This is a genomic window from Acidovorax sp. 99 (assembly GCF_003096455.1).
GTDB classification, from domain to species: domain Bacteria; phylum Pseudomonadota; class Gammaproteobacteria; order Burkholderiales; family Burkholderiaceae_C; genus Acidovorax; species Acidovorax delafieldii.
This window is the reverse complement of the sequence record NZ_QEKU01000001.1, coordinates 4,334,621-4,348,659: the sequence shown is the minus strand read 5'-3', so window position 1 is coordinate 4,348,659 and position 14,039 is coordinate 4,334,621. Positions and strand designations below refer to the sequence as shown.

General features: G+C 66.1%; 12 protein-coding genes. 2 read left to right on the top strand and 10 right to left on the bottom strand.

The features are described from left to right. From rbbA to C8C95_RS20005, 4 genes are all read right to left on the bottom strand, one after another. Window positions 1-2,811: a ribosome-associated ATPase/putative transporter RbbA gene (gene rbbA / locus C8C95_RS20020; protein ID WP_116749726.1), complete on the bottom strand. Its 2,811-nt coding sequence runs from the start codon at window positions 2,809-2,811 to the stop codon at window positions 1-3. Then, window positions 2,775-3,845 (bottom strand): HlyD family efflux transporter periplasmic adaptor subunit, encoded by a 1,071-nt coding sequence (locus C8C95_RS20015; protein WP_116749725.1) that lies wholly within the window; start codon window positions 3,843-3,845, stop codon window positions 2,775-2,777. The genes rbbA and C8C95_RS20015 overlap by 37 nt, the downstream gene beginning before the upstream one ends. A gap of 227 nt (window positions 3,846-4,072) precedes the next feature. Further along, window positions 4,073-4,711, bottom strand: a complete 639-nt coding sequence (locus C8C95_RS20010; protein ID WP_243415733.1) for a DUF1569 domain-containing protein — start codon at window positions 4,709-4,711, stop codon at window positions 4,073-4,075. 164 nt (window positions 4,712-4,875) lie between these two features. Continuing rightward, window positions 4,876-5,967, bottom strand: a complete 1,092-nt coding sequence (locus tag C8C95_RS20005) for a GGDEF domain-containing protein (RefSeq protein WP_243415732.1) — start codon at window positions 5,965-5,967, stop codon at window positions 4,876-4,878. Window positions 5,968-6,351: 384 nt separating this feature from the next. Here C8C95_RS20005 and C8C95_RS20000 point away from each other — a divergent pair, with 384 nt between their 5' ends. Then, window positions 6,352-7,176: a hypothetical protein gene (locus C8C95_RS20000; protein WP_116749722.1), complete on the top strand. Its 825-nt coding sequence runs from the start codon at window positions 6,352-6,354 to the stop codon at window positions 7,174-7,176. Window positions 7,177-7,212: 36 nt separating this feature from the next. On the opposite strand, the gene C8C95_RS19995 is transcribed toward C8C95_RS20000, so the two are convergent. From C8C95_RS19995 to C8C95_RS19975, 5 genes are all read right to left on the bottom strand, one after another. Continuing rightward, window positions 7,213-8,505, bottom strand: a complete 1,293-nt coding sequence (locus C8C95_RS19995; protein ID WP_116749721.1) for a hypothetical protein — start codon at window positions 8,503-8,505, stop codon at window positions 7,213-7,215. 171 nt (window positions 8,506-8,676) lie between these two features. Further along, entirely contained in the window at window positions 8,677-9,438 is a 762-nt protein-coding gene (locus tag C8C95_RS19990; protein ID WP_116750380.1) for a hypothetical protein, read from the bottom strand. 5 nt (window positions 9,439-9,443) lie between these two features. After that, complete coding sequence (locus C8C95_RS19985) at window positions 9,444-10,019, bottom strand: hypothetical protein (RefSeq protein ID WP_116749720.1); 576 nt, start codon at window positions 10,017-10,019, stop codon at window positions 9,444-9,446. Continuing rightward, window positions 10,016-10,312 (bottom strand): DnaJ domain-containing protein, encoded by a 297-nt coding sequence (locus tag C8C95_RS19980; RefSeq protein WP_015014301.1) that lies wholly within the window; start codon window positions 10,310-10,312, stop codon window positions 10,016-10,018. Before C8C95_RS19980 ends, C8C95_RS19985 begins: the two co-directional genes overlap by 4 nt. An 84-nt stretch (window positions 10,313-10,396) precedes the next feature. After that, a complete protein-coding gene (locus C8C95_RS19975; protein WP_056062254.1) occupies window positions 10,397-11,110 on the bottom strand; it encodes a YebC/PmpR family DNA-binding transcriptional regulator in 714 nt (237 codons plus the stop codon). A 277-nt stretch (window positions 11,111-11,387) separates the two neighbouring features. Here C8C95_RS19975 and C8C95_RS19970 point away from each other — a divergent pair, with 277 nt between their 5' ends. Further along, the gene (locus tag C8C95_RS19970) at window positions 11,388-12,617 is read left to right on the top strand and encodes a spore maturation protein (protein WP_116749719.1); all 1,230 of its coding nucleotides are present in this window, start codon (window positions 11,388-11,390) and stop codon (window positions 12,615-12,617) included. A gap of 63 nt (window positions 12,618-12,680) precedes the next feature. Here the strand turns inward: C8C95_RS19970 and C8C95_RS19965 are convergent, their stop codons facing one another. Further along, window positions 12,681-14,009 (bottom strand): protein kinase, encoded by a 1,329-nt coding sequence (locus C8C95_RS19965; protein ID WP_116750379.1) that lies wholly within the window; start codon window positions 14,007-14,009, stop codon window positions 12,681-12,683. Window positions 14,010-14,039: the final 30 nt, after the last annotated feature.

The following is a 14,039-nucleotide window of genomic DNA, read 5'->3' as shown; positions in this document are numbered from 1 at the left end:
TCAGGTCTCCTGCTTGCGTAACAGCAAGATCGCAGTACCGACGATGACCGGCACCGCCACCAGCATGGGCCAGAACTCGGCCTGCAAATCCTGCAGGCCCAGCGCCTTGTTGAACACGCCCCGGCTGATGGTGAACATGTGGCTGGCCGGGTAGGCCTCTCCGAACCGGCGCGCAAAGCCCGTCATGGACGACACGGGGTTGATGAGCCCGGCGAACTGCACGGCCGGAATGATCGTGCCCACCATGGCAAAGAACATCGCCGCAATCTGGCTGCGCGTGACGGTGGAGGCCAGGAGGCCCATGCCCGTGGAGCACAGGCTGAACACCACGGCGGCCAATGTCAACGTGGCAAAACTTCCCGTCATCGGCACGCCAAACACCGTCACCGCCGCCAGGCACATCAGGCCAAAATTAAACAGCGCCAGCAGCACATAGGGCAGCTGTTTGCCCAGCATGAATTCGGTGCGCGTGGTGGGCGTGACATACAGGTTGATGATGGAGCCCAGCTCCTTCTCGCGCACCACGGCCAGGGCCGTGAGCATGGCGGGCAGCATGAGCAACAGCAGCGGGATCACGGCAGGCACCATGGATGGCAGGCTGCGCACGTCGGGGTTGTAGCGGTAGCGCGGCTCCACCTCCAGCAGGCCCCGGGGCACCGTGCCTGTGCGGCTGCGGCTTTGCTCCACCAGCCACTGCTGGTGCAGGCCCTGGGCGTAGCCGATGACGGTTTCGGCGCGCTGGGGCATGGCGCCGTCCACCCAGGCGCCGATCTGCACGGGCTGGCCGCGTGCCACATCGCGTGCAAAGCCGGGCGGGATCTCCAGCGCCAGCGATATTTCGGCGGAGCGCATGCGTGCATCCAGCTCGGCGTAGGTGGTGATGGGCGGCTGCTCGGTGAAGTAGCGCGAGCCCGCCAGGTTCAGCGTGTAGGCGCGGCTCAGCGCAGTCTGGTCTCGGTCCAGCACGGCAAAGCGCAGGTTCTCCACGTCCATGCTGATGCCGTAGCCCATCACGAACATCAGGATCAGCGAGCCCAGCAACGCCATGGCGCCGCGCACGGGGTCGCGGCGCAGCTCCAGCGATTCGCGCCACTGGGTACTGTGGATGCGGGCGAGGCTCTGGCGCAGGCGGGTGGGCCAGGTGGGGGCGTCGTGGGTAGGCACGGGCGATAGCGCAGCGGGCTCCGAAGCCTGCACAGGCACAGGTACAGGGGCCTGGGCCGTTCCCGCAGCATCCTCCAGGTAGCCGATGAAGGCTTCTTCCAGCGTGGTGGCGCCGCGTTTGGCCACAATGTCCTGCGGCGCAGCGCTCTCTAGCACGCGCCCTGCGTGCATCAGCGAGATGCGGTCGCAGCGCTCGGCCTCGTTCATGAAGTGGGTCGAGATGAAGATGGTGACCTTGTCGCGCCGCGCCAGCTCCACCATCAGGCGCCAGAAGTTGTCGCGCGCCATCGGGTCCACGCCCGAGGTGGGCTCGTCCAGAATCAGCAGCTCGGGCTGGTGCACCATGGCCACGGCTAGCGACAGGCGCTGGCGCATTCCCAGCGGCAGCTTCATGGGCAACGAACTGCGCACAGCCTGCAGGTCAAAGCGCTCCAGCATCGCCGTGACACGCGCGGGCACCTCGGCCTCGGGCACGTGGAACAGGCGTGCATGCAGCACCAGGTTCTGCTCCACCGACAGCTCGCTGTACAGCGAAAACGCCTGCGACATGTAGCCCACGCGCCGCCGTGTGGCCATGTCCTTGGGGTCCACTGGCTGGCCGAACAACCAGGCCTGCCCGTCGCTGGCGGGCAGCAGGCCGGTGAGCATCTTCATGGTAGTGGACTTGCCGCAGCCGTTGCTGCCCAGAAAGCCAAAGATCTCGCCCCGCTGGATGCGAAAGCTCACATGGTCCACCGCCACAAAGTCGCCAAACCGCATGGTCAGGTCGCGCGCCTCGATGGCGACGTTGGTGGCATCGTCTGCCTGCGACCGGTCCAGCGGCGGAATCTGCACCGCCTGGTGGCCCCGGCGCTTGGCCTCGGGCAGCAGGGCCACAAAGGCCTGCTCCAGCGAATCGTGCCCGGTGCGGGCCATCAGCTCGGCCGGGGTGCCTGTGGCCAGAATGCGCCCCTCGTCCATCGCCACCAGCCATTCAAAGCGCTGGGCTTCCTCCATGTATGCCGTGGCCACGATCACGCTCATGCCGGGCCGCGCGGCGCGGATGCGGCCGATCAGATCCCAGAACTGCGCGCGCGCCAGCGGGTCCACGCCGGTGGTGGGCTCGTCCAGGATGAGCAGGTCGGGGTCGTGGATGAGCGCGCAGCACAGCGCCAGCTTCTGCTTCATGCCGCCCGAAAGCTTGCCCGCAGGCCGCGCCAGAAACGGGTGCAGGCCGGTACTGCGTGTGAGTTCATCAATACGGCGGCGCCGCTCGGCCGCGTCGTGCCCGAACAGGCGGCCAAAGAACTGCAGGTTCTCTTCCACCGACAGCGTGGGGTACAGGTTCTTACCCAGGCCCTGCGGCATGTAGGCGATGCGGGGGCACACCCGGCTGCGGTGGCGGCCTTTGGCAATGTCGCCGCCCAGCACCTCCACCGTGCCCTGCTGCACCGCGCGTGCGCCCGCCACCAGCGCCAGCAGGCTGGACTTGCCCACGCCATCCGGCCCGATCAGGCCCACCATGCGGCCCGCGGCCACTTCCAAATCGATGTCTGCGAGCGCCACCGTGCGCCCGTAGCGCTGGCCCACGCCACGCAGGCGGGCCACGGGTGCCACGCTGCCGGGGAGGCTCACTGGTCCGCCTTGATGGCGAGGTTGGCGGGCCATTCCACGGCGGGGTCCACCAGCAGCCAGGCCAAGCCGGGCAGGCCGGTCTTGACCTGCGCCTGGTGGCGCAGCAGCAGTGCCTTGTCGATCTGGGCCCGCACGCGGAACATGAGCTTCTGGCGCTCGCTGGCGGTCTCCACCGTCTTGGGCGTGAACTGAGCGGTGCTGGCCACAAACGACACGGTGGCCGGGATCACAAAGCCCGGTGCGGCATCGAGCACGATGCGCACCTCGCTGCCCAGTGCTACCCGGCCCGCCACGGTCTCGGGCAAAAAGAAGGTCATGTACACATCGCTCAGGTCCACCAGCTGCAGCACGCGCGCACCTGCGCCCACCACCTCGCCGGGCTGCACCACGCGGAACTGCACCCGCCCGTCGCGCGGTGCCTTGAGTTCGCTGTCGGCCAGCTCCACATCAATGCGCGCCAGCGTGGCCTCCAGCGCACGCACATTGGCCTCGGCACTGGTCACCTGCGTGCGCGACGCGCCAATGCCCGCCTGTGCGGCCTTCGCCTGGGCCTTGGCAGCCGTCACAGCGGCCTGCTGGCTGCGCACCTTGGCGCGGTCGTCGTCGAGCAACTGGCTGGAGAAAAAGCCTTCGCGCGCCAACTGCTCAGAGCGCGGCAGGCGGCGGCGGGCGGTGTCGAGGTCGCTCTCGCGCTGGGCCACGACCGCCAATGCAGCCTGGTAGTCGCTCTCGCGCTGGGCCACCTGCACCTGTGCGCTGCTGATGGCCAGTTGCGCCTGCTGCAGCCGGGCCACGGCCTCTTCGCGCTGGGCTTGCAGGCCGTCGATCTGCATACGGGCCACGGGCTGCCCGGCTTTCACAAAATCGCCCTCGGCCACCAGGATGTCCTGCACCCGGCCCGCGAGCTTGGTGGCCACGGCGATCTCGGTGGCCTCGATGCGGCCGTTGCCGCTCACAAAGCCCGGGCCCGGCCCTTTGGGCTGCCAGGGCGCCCAGCGCACGACCAGCGCGGTGCCGAGCAACAACAGCGCTGCGACCGCCGCATAAATTTTCCACTTGCTGCCCATGGCTCTGATCCTCTTTGGTGCGGAGGCAGAGCGCATTGGCCGTCACATCAGCGCAGACGCCTCACCTCAAAAAGTATCGTAAGCGCAGGGCCTTCATGGGCTGCGCGCGGTTGGCCGCCTACCTTGACTTGCATCAATTTGGCTGCAATTGCGTGGGGCTTATGCCTGCGGTACGGAGCTGGTCCAGCAGATTCAGAGGAGCGCAGCTCCCGTCTTGAGCGCCTGACCTAGCCGCGCCCATCAAAGGCCGACAGATGGTTGGCCAGGTGCATGGCGTGCGCTTGCTCGTACTGCGCCCGGGTCAAGGCGCCATAGGCAAAGTGGGGCTGCAGTGCGCCGGTGTGGATGGCAAAGTCCTGCACCGCCTGGCGCAGGCGGGCCATGGCGGCCGATGTGTCCGTGGTCTGCGCATCGAGCGCCGGGGCACCCGGAATGGGCTCGGCCAGGTTGTGGCTCATGCGTCCCCGCAGGGTAAACACCTTGAAAGCTGCAGCCCCCAGGGTGTTCTGGAACAGCGCCGACTTGGGCGACGGAAAACCCTGCAGCGAGTATTCAATGCTCTGCGCGCAATGCACCAGCGTCTGCGCCCAGGTCCAGGCCGTGGCGGGTTCCAGCGCGTGGACGGAAGCTGCGTTCAGCCGCTCGGCCTCGCGCATCGCATCGTGCAGGGTGGCAAATACCAGCTGCCTGTCGTTGTCCGGCTGGTGCAGAAAATACCCGGCAGCACCAGCCGCTGCGAGCGCCACCCCCGTGCCGATGGCCAGAAACGCCCTCCGGTCGGGCGCTGCAGGCGGTGCAGGGGGCGAGGGGTGGATGGCTGCGGAGGTAGCGGCTTTGGGTGCGCCAGAAGGGGGTGGAACTGCCATGGGGTTGTCTGCCCGCATCACCGGGGGTGGTGTGAAAGCTTTGATTGTGCCGGGCAGCACCTGCCTTGTGCCCCCTGCGGCCATCACCAGGGTCGGGCAGCCGACACAGCACGCCATGGCGCAGGGCTGCAAGGCCTGGGCGCCTTCCCGGCGCTCCGCTGCGCCTAGGCCGCCAGGGTGGTTGGTGCGGCCGGCGCGGGGGTTGCCGTAACGGGGACCAAGGGCGCTGCTGGGGCCACCGTCATCTCCACCCGGTTGCGCCCCCGCTCCTTGGCCAGGTACATGGCCTCGTCCGCACGCTGCAAGGCCGTACCCGCCGACTCGCTGCCCACGCACAGGGTGACGCCAACACTCACCGTGAGCGCAATGCTGCGCTGCTCGGTCACCACAGGGTGGGCCTCCACCATGGCGCGCAGGCGCTCGGCCACCGCAATGGCGCCACCGGCCCCTGCATTGGGCAAGAAGATCGCGAACTCCTCACCCCCCAGGCGGCCCATCACGTCTTCCTTGCGCAGGCAGCGCTGGGCCAGCATCACAAAATGGCGCAGCACATCATCGCCCGCACGGTGGCCCCAGCTGTCGTTGACCTTCTTGAAATGGTCCAGGTCCATCACCAGCACGGGCAACGTCGTCTGCGTGCGCTGGGCGTTGCTGATGGCCTTGTCCAACAAGGTCAGAAACGCGCGGCGGTTGAACACATTGGTCAGCGGGTCCACCTCGGCCAGGTGGCGCAGTTCGTTGGTGATGAACTCATTGGTCAGCATCAACGCGCCAAACGCCACCAGAACCAGCGCCATGGTGGACTCCAGCACCACAAACTGCGACAGCGCAGCCACCATGCCCGTTTCGGGTTGCGACGCATCGGCCGGTGCGGCCAGCTTGAACAACAAAGGCCGCACCAGCAAAAACACGCCATGCACACCCACCGTGCCCGCAAACAAATACCGGGCCGGTACCTTGCGAAAGCCACCTTTGGCCATGGTGTGCGCAGCAAACAGAAAGCACGTGCCGGGCACCAGCCCCGACAGCACAAAACGCACCCCCAGATGGGGCTGCACCACGGTGAAATACGCCACCGTTACCAGCAGCAGCACCATGGCAACCGCAGCCATGCCATGCCGCAGCGGCGCTCGTCCCATGTATTCACGCGCGCCCAGCAGGCACAGGTAGGCCGTCAACGCAATAGAGCCCTGCGCCAGCAATACCGAAGGCAACTGCGGGACATGGTCGCGCAACATCAGGTTGGCGCAAAACACGGTGGTGCAAAACAGTGCTAGCGCCCACAAGCGCAGCCCTGGGATGTTCCTGTTGAAGAACCACACGGCAGACAGCACAGTGGTAACCAGCGCTGCAAGAATGGCCGCTACGATAACGAGGGTGGGACTGTGCACTGTAGGAAGTAACGGGGGCAAGTGGGGCCAGCAAGGCCAGTTCATCGTGCATGCGTGGCTGCTATTGCATGCCAGGCGGATCTTGGATCGTTATCGGCGTGAACAATGGTAACCGAGAGCTCCTGCAGCGATATGGGCGCTGCGCGAGCAACCAGGCCGGGTTTGCGCCACCCCAGAGGGGAACATCGAGTCCACAGCCCAATGCGTACCCCAAAATAATGTGCACCAGGATCAAGAATCCCATCCGCCATGTTGATTCAGACACGCCATACGCACCTCCCGGCCAGAGCCCTCGCCATCCTCGTGTTTTGGGCCGTCTTGGTATGGAGCCCGTCGGCACACGCCGAGGCAGCGCTGGGCGAACTGGTGTTCATGCTCCCCAAGCTGCTACTCATGGGTGTGTACTACGAAGTGGCCCAACCCACTACGCTGGCCATCATCTGGTCGGTGACTGCGCTGGCCTGGATGTTGTACCTGATCACCGGGCGGGATCTGGTCGATGAATGGCTGTCCAGACTCCCGACCGAGGACGAGACGCGCCACTGGATGTCGATCCATGCGTTCTGCACCATCGTGGCCATCGGCTCGCTGGCGATCACCATGGTCGGGTACGTACTCTGGGGGCCGCCTCCCAAGCCAGCGGCGCGCATACCCGCCCATGTGGTGACGCCCACCAAAACCGAGCGGCGCCAGGTCCACCACACTCTGCCCTACCCTTACGGCAAATCGCCATCAAACCCCAAGGGCCAGTGGCCTAAATCCTCCGGGAGTTTGCCCGACCAACCCTGGGGCGCATCCAGTGGCGCAGGCTTGGTGCTGCTGAGGAACCCCACGCCCGAGGGCCTGTGGGCGCGCTTGTGCACCGTAGGCGCAGAGCCTTGTGATCTGCTGCGCCAGGTCTATCTGGCGCCCCAAAGCGGCGAGACACTGGAACGCGTGACGCCTGGCACCTACACGGTGGAGTACACCGAAACCAGCGGAGCGCAAAGGTCTGGCCGTTCCGAGCCTTTCAGGGTGGGCACCAACCCCATCGACAACACAACCTTGGTGCTGTCCGAATTCCGGCAGCCTTGAATCAAAGCGCTTTAGCAGCGCCAGCAGGACGGAGGATCAACCCACCACGTGGCATTCGCGCCGCAGCAGCGCCAGCGCATCGTGCATCTGGTAGTCGCGGTCGCTGGTCAGCGTGGCCTGCGCGTCTTGCAAAAAACCAGACCAGAGAGCCAGGTAGTCCTGCTGGAAGGCGGCAGCCGCGTGGCTGCGGATGAAGTCAGACGCCAGCTCGGGCTGCAGGCCAGACTTGCGGATCTTGCGCACCAGGCTGGCGGCGGTTTTCTCGGTAAGCAGCGTCTTCTTGGGCGCACCGGCGGCCAGACACAGAAACAGCGTGAGCAGCGAGTGCTCATCGTCGTTGCCCCCGGTCGCCTTGGTCCATGTCTTGCTGGCAGGCTGTGGAGGCTCATCGTCGTCCTCCAGCACATCCAGGCTGCGGTGAAAGCTGTCCACTTCGGCCAGAGGGTCGTCCAGCAGGAAGTAGCGTGCCCTGAAAGCGCCCATGGGGCGCAGCAGGGTGCGCAGCGGCGCAGCGGATTGCAGCAGTTTGGGCAGGTCGGCCAGCACGGTGGCGCATTGGGCTTGCAGCACGTCACGCAGCTCTGCCGGCACGCTGGGGGGCAGGCGCAGCGCCGTCGGCAGGGGTGCCCTCTTTTTGCGCAGTGCAGTCACCAGCTTTTCAAACACCGGGGCGCTGGGCCACTCACTCGCCGCCATGGCCTTGGGGTTCAGCGCCTGCATCAGCAGCCCTGTGCGGATCACGGCCTCGGCGTCGGCACCGGCGGTTTCCAGCTCGTCGGTGTCCAGGTCGTACTGCGCGGCCAGCCACTCGGCGGCGGCGATGGCCTGGGCGATGTGGCTGCGGCGGGCCAGCTCGGCGCGGTAGTCGGCATGGCTGCGCAGCGACCAGGCAGCCAGCAGTGGGGTTTCGGCATCCGCATAGCCGCCCATGCCGAAGTTGCTGCTCTCGGGCATGGCGATCAGGCGCTTGAGCATGTCCGAGCCGCCTTTGGAGCGCGACAAAAAGGAGTTGTCGCGCAGCGACACCGCCGCCTTGGCCAGATCACCGGCTGTGGTCTCCAGCAGGTACAGGCTGATCAGGTTGACCATGCGGTCCCGCGCCTTCTCGAGCTCCGGGCGCAGAAACTCGCTGCCAAAGTAACGTGCGATCTGCACCATGCCCTTGGGCGCATCGGCATTGATGGCCGCCAGCCGGTCCGCGTCAATCAGGCCGTGCTGCACGCCGTAGACCAGCGCCTTTTCAAAGAAAGGGCGCGCGTCGTGCAGTTGCAGGGCATTGGCAGTAGCGACTGGTGCAGAAATTGAGGAAGGCGTGGGAGGCACGGTCATGTCTGAATCTATCGCGCTTCGCGCTGCTCATGGGCTATGAAACTGGCGCGGCCCATACCAGGACCGCCGCGCAAGGGCCGCCCCGCCGCGCTGACGGTGTCCCCCTTCTCTCGAATGGCACAGCCATTCGAGAGAAGGGGGAAGGCGCGAAGCGCCTCAGGGGGTTGTTCACTAAATTGCAGACTCTTCGTCGGAAGCCCGTGCGGCAGGCGTGGCCTTGCCGCGGTCGGTTTCGCTGGTCTCGAACTTGCCATCGTCTTCTTCGGACGTCTCTTCGCCCTCTTCCCGTCCCTGGTCAAACGCGCGGGCCTTGGCACGCAGCACCAGCAGCATCTCGATGAACAGGTCGCGGCACTCATAGCGCAGCAGCCAGGCCATCTGCATCCAGTCGCGGTCGGCCACTTCATCGAGGTCGATGCGCGGCTGCACATAGCCCGAGGCCAGCAGCTCGTCGTCGCTCAGTGTGACGCCGTAGTCTTCGGTGGCGTCAAAGGTGCCGGTGCGGGCAAAGGCCTCGATGCGGCTCCACTTTTCGGCAAAGTAGTTGGCCAGGGCCTCGGCGCCACCCTCCAGGTCGCCAATCGCGGTGAGGAACTCCACCGGGTCGGCATCGTCACGGAACACCACCGCGTTGACCATATTGCGCAGGTGGGTGTGGGTGAGGTCCTTGTACTGCTTTTCCAGCACCATCGCGCGCGCAAACTGCTCGGGCGTGACCAGCATGTTGACCACCGAAGCCTTGGAGTCGTCGTACTCGCGCATCACGGCCAGGATGTCCTTGGGCGCCAGCTGGTCCAGCACCACCATCAGCGCGCCGTCGCCATCGCTGTCGGCCAGTTCGGCCAGCGCCGACTCGGCGCCCACGATGTCACCGGCCGCGATGAGGCTGGTGGTCTTGGTGATCAGGGCCAGGTGTTGGTTGCTGCTGCTCATGGTCGTCATTCCTTGCGCTCAAAGCCCACATCGGCCAGCCAGTTGGCGCTGGACTCTTCGCGCGTACGGCTGTTTTGCGGGTCCACCGCGTCGTCGGCACTCAGGGCGCTGTAGTCATCGTCGTGTTCGGCGGTATCTTCACCATCGTCCTCGGCATCGCTGTCGCCATGCGACGCTGCGGCCGGAGCCAGGCGCGCGTGCTGTTGCAGGTATTCCAGGCCGGCGGCTACGGTCAGAAAGCGAGCGCCCTGGGGCTCGCGCAACACGGTCTGGGCCAGACTCATTGCCCAGGGCTCCAACGCTACGGCATGGGTCAGGCTGTGCCAGTCGGGCAGCTCGTTCACCGGCAAGCCCAGCAGATGCTCCAGTGCAGCCGGTTTGGTAAAGCGAAAGCCCCGGTGAAAGACCACGGCCACCATTTCGGGGGCCAGTTCCATCATCTGCACCAAAAACGCCATCTCGTTGCGCTTTTCGGCCAGGCGCTTGCGCAGAACGTCGTTGCCCTCGGAGTCGGACACCAGGTCGTCCAGCTCGGCCTGGTAGGCCGAGCGCAGGTCATAAAAATAGGGAGAAAGTTTCACAGGGCGGAAGGATGAGAAAGAATGCGTGCGCTGTAGGCCTGCCAGATCTCCTGGGCGGTCTGCAGCGGGTCGTCCAGCAGATTGCGGCGGCGGTTGTCGTCATAGGCCTGGCGGGCGTCGTCGTCAGACAGCACCTCATAGGCCTTTTGCACCTCGGCAAAGCGCTGTGCGGCGTCGGGCGCCGTGTTGCGGTCGGGGTGGTAGAACGAGGCCTTTTGGCGAAAAGCCTTCTTGATGTCCGCCAGCGACGCGTTGGCCGCCAGCCCAAGGGCTGCGTAGTGGTCAGCAGTCATGAAACAGTCAGTCCGTCCGTCAAAGCCAGGGGCGCCATCCAGGGCACCCTCTTCAGCACCTGTGTCGGCGCCTGCGCGCGCACATCAACCACCCAGGCTCACAAACACGTTTTGCACGTCGTCGTTCGAATCGATGGCCGCCAGGAAGTTCTCAACCTCCTCCAGCTGCTCAGCCGTGAGGTTGGCGGGGTTCACCGGGTTCTTGGGCTTGTACCCCAGCTTGGCGGACAGCACCGTGAAGCCGTGGGCGGGCAACGCGCGGCTGACAAGGTCAAGGTCGGTGGGGTCGGTCCAGAAGGTGGTGGTGCCCTCTTCGTCGCCCGCTTCAAAGTCCTGCGCACCGGCCTCGATGGCGGCCAGTTCGGGGTCAGCGTCGGGGGTGGCGGGCTCGGCTTCGATCATGCCGACATGATTGAAGTCCCAGGCCACCGAGCCCGAGGTGCCCAGCTGGCCCTTGCGGAACAGCACACGCATCTCGGGGGCCGTGCGGTTCACGTTGTCGGTCAGGCATTCAACCATCACGGCCACCTGGTGGGGGGCAAAACCTTCATAGATCACGCGTTCGTAGTTCACCGCGTCCGCGCCGGTGCCCGAGCCCTTCTTGATGGCACGCTCCAGCGTGTCCTTGGGCATGGAGGCCTTGCGAGCCTGCTCCACCACCAGGCGCAGGCGGGCATTGCTGGCGGGGTCGGCACCGCCGCGTGCAGCCACGGTGATTTCCTTGACCAGCTTGCCAAACAGCTTGCCCTTGGCGTCGGCCACCTGTGCCTTGCCTTTTGCTTTCCACTGCGCGCCCATGATGGATCTCTTTTCCTTGATGTGAATGCGGCGCGCTGGGGCGCCGTGTGTGGGAGTTACTGCAGCCATGCAGGAGCCGCCGGGAGAAAAAACGCCTCCCGAACTGCCCCCAGAGGATGGGCGTGCAACTTCAGACCGAACCCTATAGGGTACCACTGACCACCATGGACACTTTCGTTGCCCTTCCGCCACGCTCTCCACCAGTTGCACGCAGCGGTGCAGTTAACCTCGGCGACATGCGCAAAGCTCCTTCCTTTGACCCCTGCCCGGTGCACTGATGCTCAACACCCTTTGGCTGGGCTTTTTCCTCACGGCGGCCATCGCGGCCCTGGCCCAATGGCTGGTGGGGGGCAACGCCCAGATTTTTGCGGCCATGGTCGAAGCGCTGTTTGCCATGGCCAAACTGTCGGTCGAGGTGATGGTGCTGTTGTTTGGCACCCTCACGCTCTGGCTGGGCTTTTTGCGGATTGCAGAGGGGGCGGGCCTGGTCGATGCCCTGGCCCGGTGGCTGGCCCCGCTGTTCCTGCGCCTGATGCCGGGTGTGCCCCGGGGCCACCCTGCCCTGGGCCTGATGACGCTGAACTTTGCCGCCAACGCCCTCGGGCTGGACAACGCGGCCACGCCCATGGGCCTGAAGGCCATGAAGGCCCTGCAGGAGCTGAACCCCGAGCCCGACACCGCCACCAACGCGCAGATCCTGTTCCTGGTGCTCAACGCCTCGTCGCTCACGCTGCTGCCGGTGACCATCTTCATGTACCGCATGCAGCAGGGCGCGCCCGACCCGACGCTGGTCTTTCTGCCCATCCTGCTGGCCACGTCTGCCTCCACCCTGGTGGGGCTGCTGAGCGTGGCCGTGGTGCAGCGCCTGCCACTGTGGAGCCCCGTGGTGCTGGCCTATCTGCTGCCCGTGGCGCTGGTGCTGGGCGGGTTCATGGCGCTGCTGACCACGCTCAGCGCTGCGGCCCTGGCCTCGCTGTCGTCGCTGCTGGGCAACCTCACGCTGTTTGCGCTGGTCGTGCTGTTTGTGGCGCTGGGCGCATGGCGCAAGGTGCCGGTGTACGAGGCGTTTATCGAGGGAGCGCGCGAAGGCTTTGACGTGGCCAAGGGCCTGCTGCCCTACCTGGTGGCCATGCTGTGCGCCGTGGGCGTGTTCCGCGCCTCGGGCGCGCTGGGCTATGTGCTGGACGGCATCCGCTGGTGCGTGACCACGCTGGGCGCCGACGCCCGGTTTGTGGACGCACTGCCCACCGCCCTGGTCAAGCCGTTCTCGGGCAGCGCGGCGCGCGCCATGCTCATCGAGACCATGCAGACCCAGGGCGTGGACAGCTTTGCTGCCCTGGCCGCCGCCACCATCCAGGGCAGCACCGAAACCACCTTTTACGTGCTGGCCGTGTACTTTGGGGCCGTGGGCATTCAGCGCGCCCGGCACGCCGTGGGCTGCGCCTTGCTGGCTGAGCTGGCGGGGGTGGTGGCCGCCATCGCGGTGTGTTACCGGTTTTTTGGATAGTTTTTGCTGATAGCGCTAGTGCAATATACCCAAGCAGCTATCAATTAAATAGCAATCTGAGAGTCAACCGCCAGCGGGCCCTGGCGCAGCCACCAGTTCCCACTCAGCCAGCTGCTCGTTGGTGGCAATCAGCCGCCCGACCAGCAGCTTGATGAAGGCCTTGTCAAAGCGCGACTGCAAATCCTCCGACGCCTCGCGCAGCGCGGGGTTGCGCACCTTGAGCACCAGCACCTCGGTCTCGGCCACGGCAGTGGCGGTGCGGATGCGGTTGTCGGGACGCAGGTAGGTCATCTCGCCCAAGGTCACGCCGGGGCGCAGCGTGCTGAGGTTCCAGCCCTGGCGGCTGACGGCCACCTGGCCTTCGATGAGGATGCAGAACGAGTCGCCGGGCGTGTTCTCGCGCATCAGCACCGTGCCCTGCTCTAGCCGGCGCCAGCTGCCCAGGCGCATCAGCTCCCACAGCGCCACGTCGTGAAAGTCGGCAAAAAACGGCAGCGCACGCAGGCGTGCAAAGCGCTCGGCCTCGGTGTCTTGCGACTTCTGGCGGGGCAGGCCCCGATGCGCCGCCAGCAGCGCCTGGGCAAAGTCGGCCCAGGTGGCAAAGCGGTCGGCGGGCTGCTTGGCCAGCGCACGCAGCAGCACCTCGTCCACATGCGCAGGCAACGACGCCCGCAGCAGGCTGGGCCGGGTGGGCGTCTCGTTGCTGATCTTGTAGAGCGTGGCGAAGTCGGTGTCGCCATCAAACGGGCGGCGGCCGGTGAGCAGCTCGTACACCACCACGGCCAGCGAAAACATGTCGCTGTGGTGGGTAAGGTCCTGCTCGCGCACCTGTTCGGGCGACATGTACGACGGCGACCCCACCAGCCCGGACAGCTGCGTGGCATCGCTGCGCAACGACAGGGCGGCGCCAAAGTCGGTCAGCTTCACATCGCCGCCGCGCGCCAGCATCAGGTTGGCGGGCTTGATGTCGCGGTGCACCAAGCCCTCGCGGTAGGCGTATTCGAGCGCGTTGCAGCACTTGAAGGCAATGTCCAGCACCTGGGGCACGGGCAGCAGGGTGTCGGGCGTTGCAAAGTCGGACAGCGGCTGGCCGTCCACGTATTCGAGCACCAGATAGGGCGGCAGCGCTTCTTCGTCCGCATCCAGCAGGCGCACGATGTTGGGGTGGCGCAGGCGGCCCGACAGCGCGGCCTCGTTGCGCAGCAGCTTGCGGTAGCGCTCGGCCTGCTCGGGCACCTTCAGCAAGTGCGCGTGGGTCTGCTTGATGGCCACCTTGCGGCCTCGGAAGCCGTCGAGCCCCAGGTACACGATGCCACTGGCGCCCCGCCCCAGTTCACGCTCGATGCGGTACTTGCCGATGTTGGCGGGCGGTGCAGAGGTGGCAGTGGCCATGGCGGGGCTCCCGGTCAGGGTGGGCAAGTC

Excerpts from the sequence above, each read along its gene's own strand:
- C8C95_RS20010 (WP_243415733.1), bottom strand. The coding sequence starts at position 4,711 with ATGGCAGTTCCACCCCCTTCTGGCGCACCCAAAGCCGCTACCTCCGCA.
- C8C95_RS19990 (WP_116750380.1), bottom strand. The coding sequence starts at position 9,438 with ATGAGCAGCAGCAACCAACACCTGGCCCTGATCACCAAGACCACCAGC.
- rbbA (WP_116749726.1), bottom strand. The coding sequence starts at position 2,811 with ATGGCCCGCCAACCTCGCCATCAAGGCGGACCAGTGAGCCTCCCCGGC.
- C8C95_RS19980 (WP_015014301.1), bottom strand. The coding sequence starts at position 10,312 with ATGACTGCTGACCACTACGCAGCCCTTGGGCTGGCGGCCAACGCGTCG.
- C8C95_RS19975 (WP_056062254.1), bottom strand. The coding sequence starts at position 11,110 with ATGGGCGCGCAGTGGAAAGCAAAAGGCAAGGCACAGGTGGCCGACGCC.
- C8C95_RS19995 (WP_116749721.1), bottom strand. The coding sequence starts at position 8,505 with ATGACCGTGCCTCCCACGCCTTCCTCAATTTCTGCACCAGTCGCTACT.
- C8C95_RS20015 (WP_116749725.1), bottom strand. The coding sequence starts at position 3,845 with ATGGGCAGCAAGTGGAAAATTTATGCGGCGGTCGCAGCGCTGTTGTTG.
- C8C95_RS19965 (WP_116750379.1), bottom strand. The coding sequence starts at position 14,009 with ATGGCCACTGCCACCTCTGCACCGCCCGCCAACATCGGCAAGTACCGC.
- C8C95_RS19970 (WP_116749719.1), top strand. The coding sequence starts at position 11,388 with ATGCTCAACACCCTTTGGCTGGGCTTTTTCCTCACGGCGGCCATCGCG.
- C8C95_RS20000 (WP_116749722.1), top strand. The coding sequence starts at position 6,352 with ATGTTGATTCAGACACGCCATACGCACCTCCCGGCCAGAGCCCTCGCC.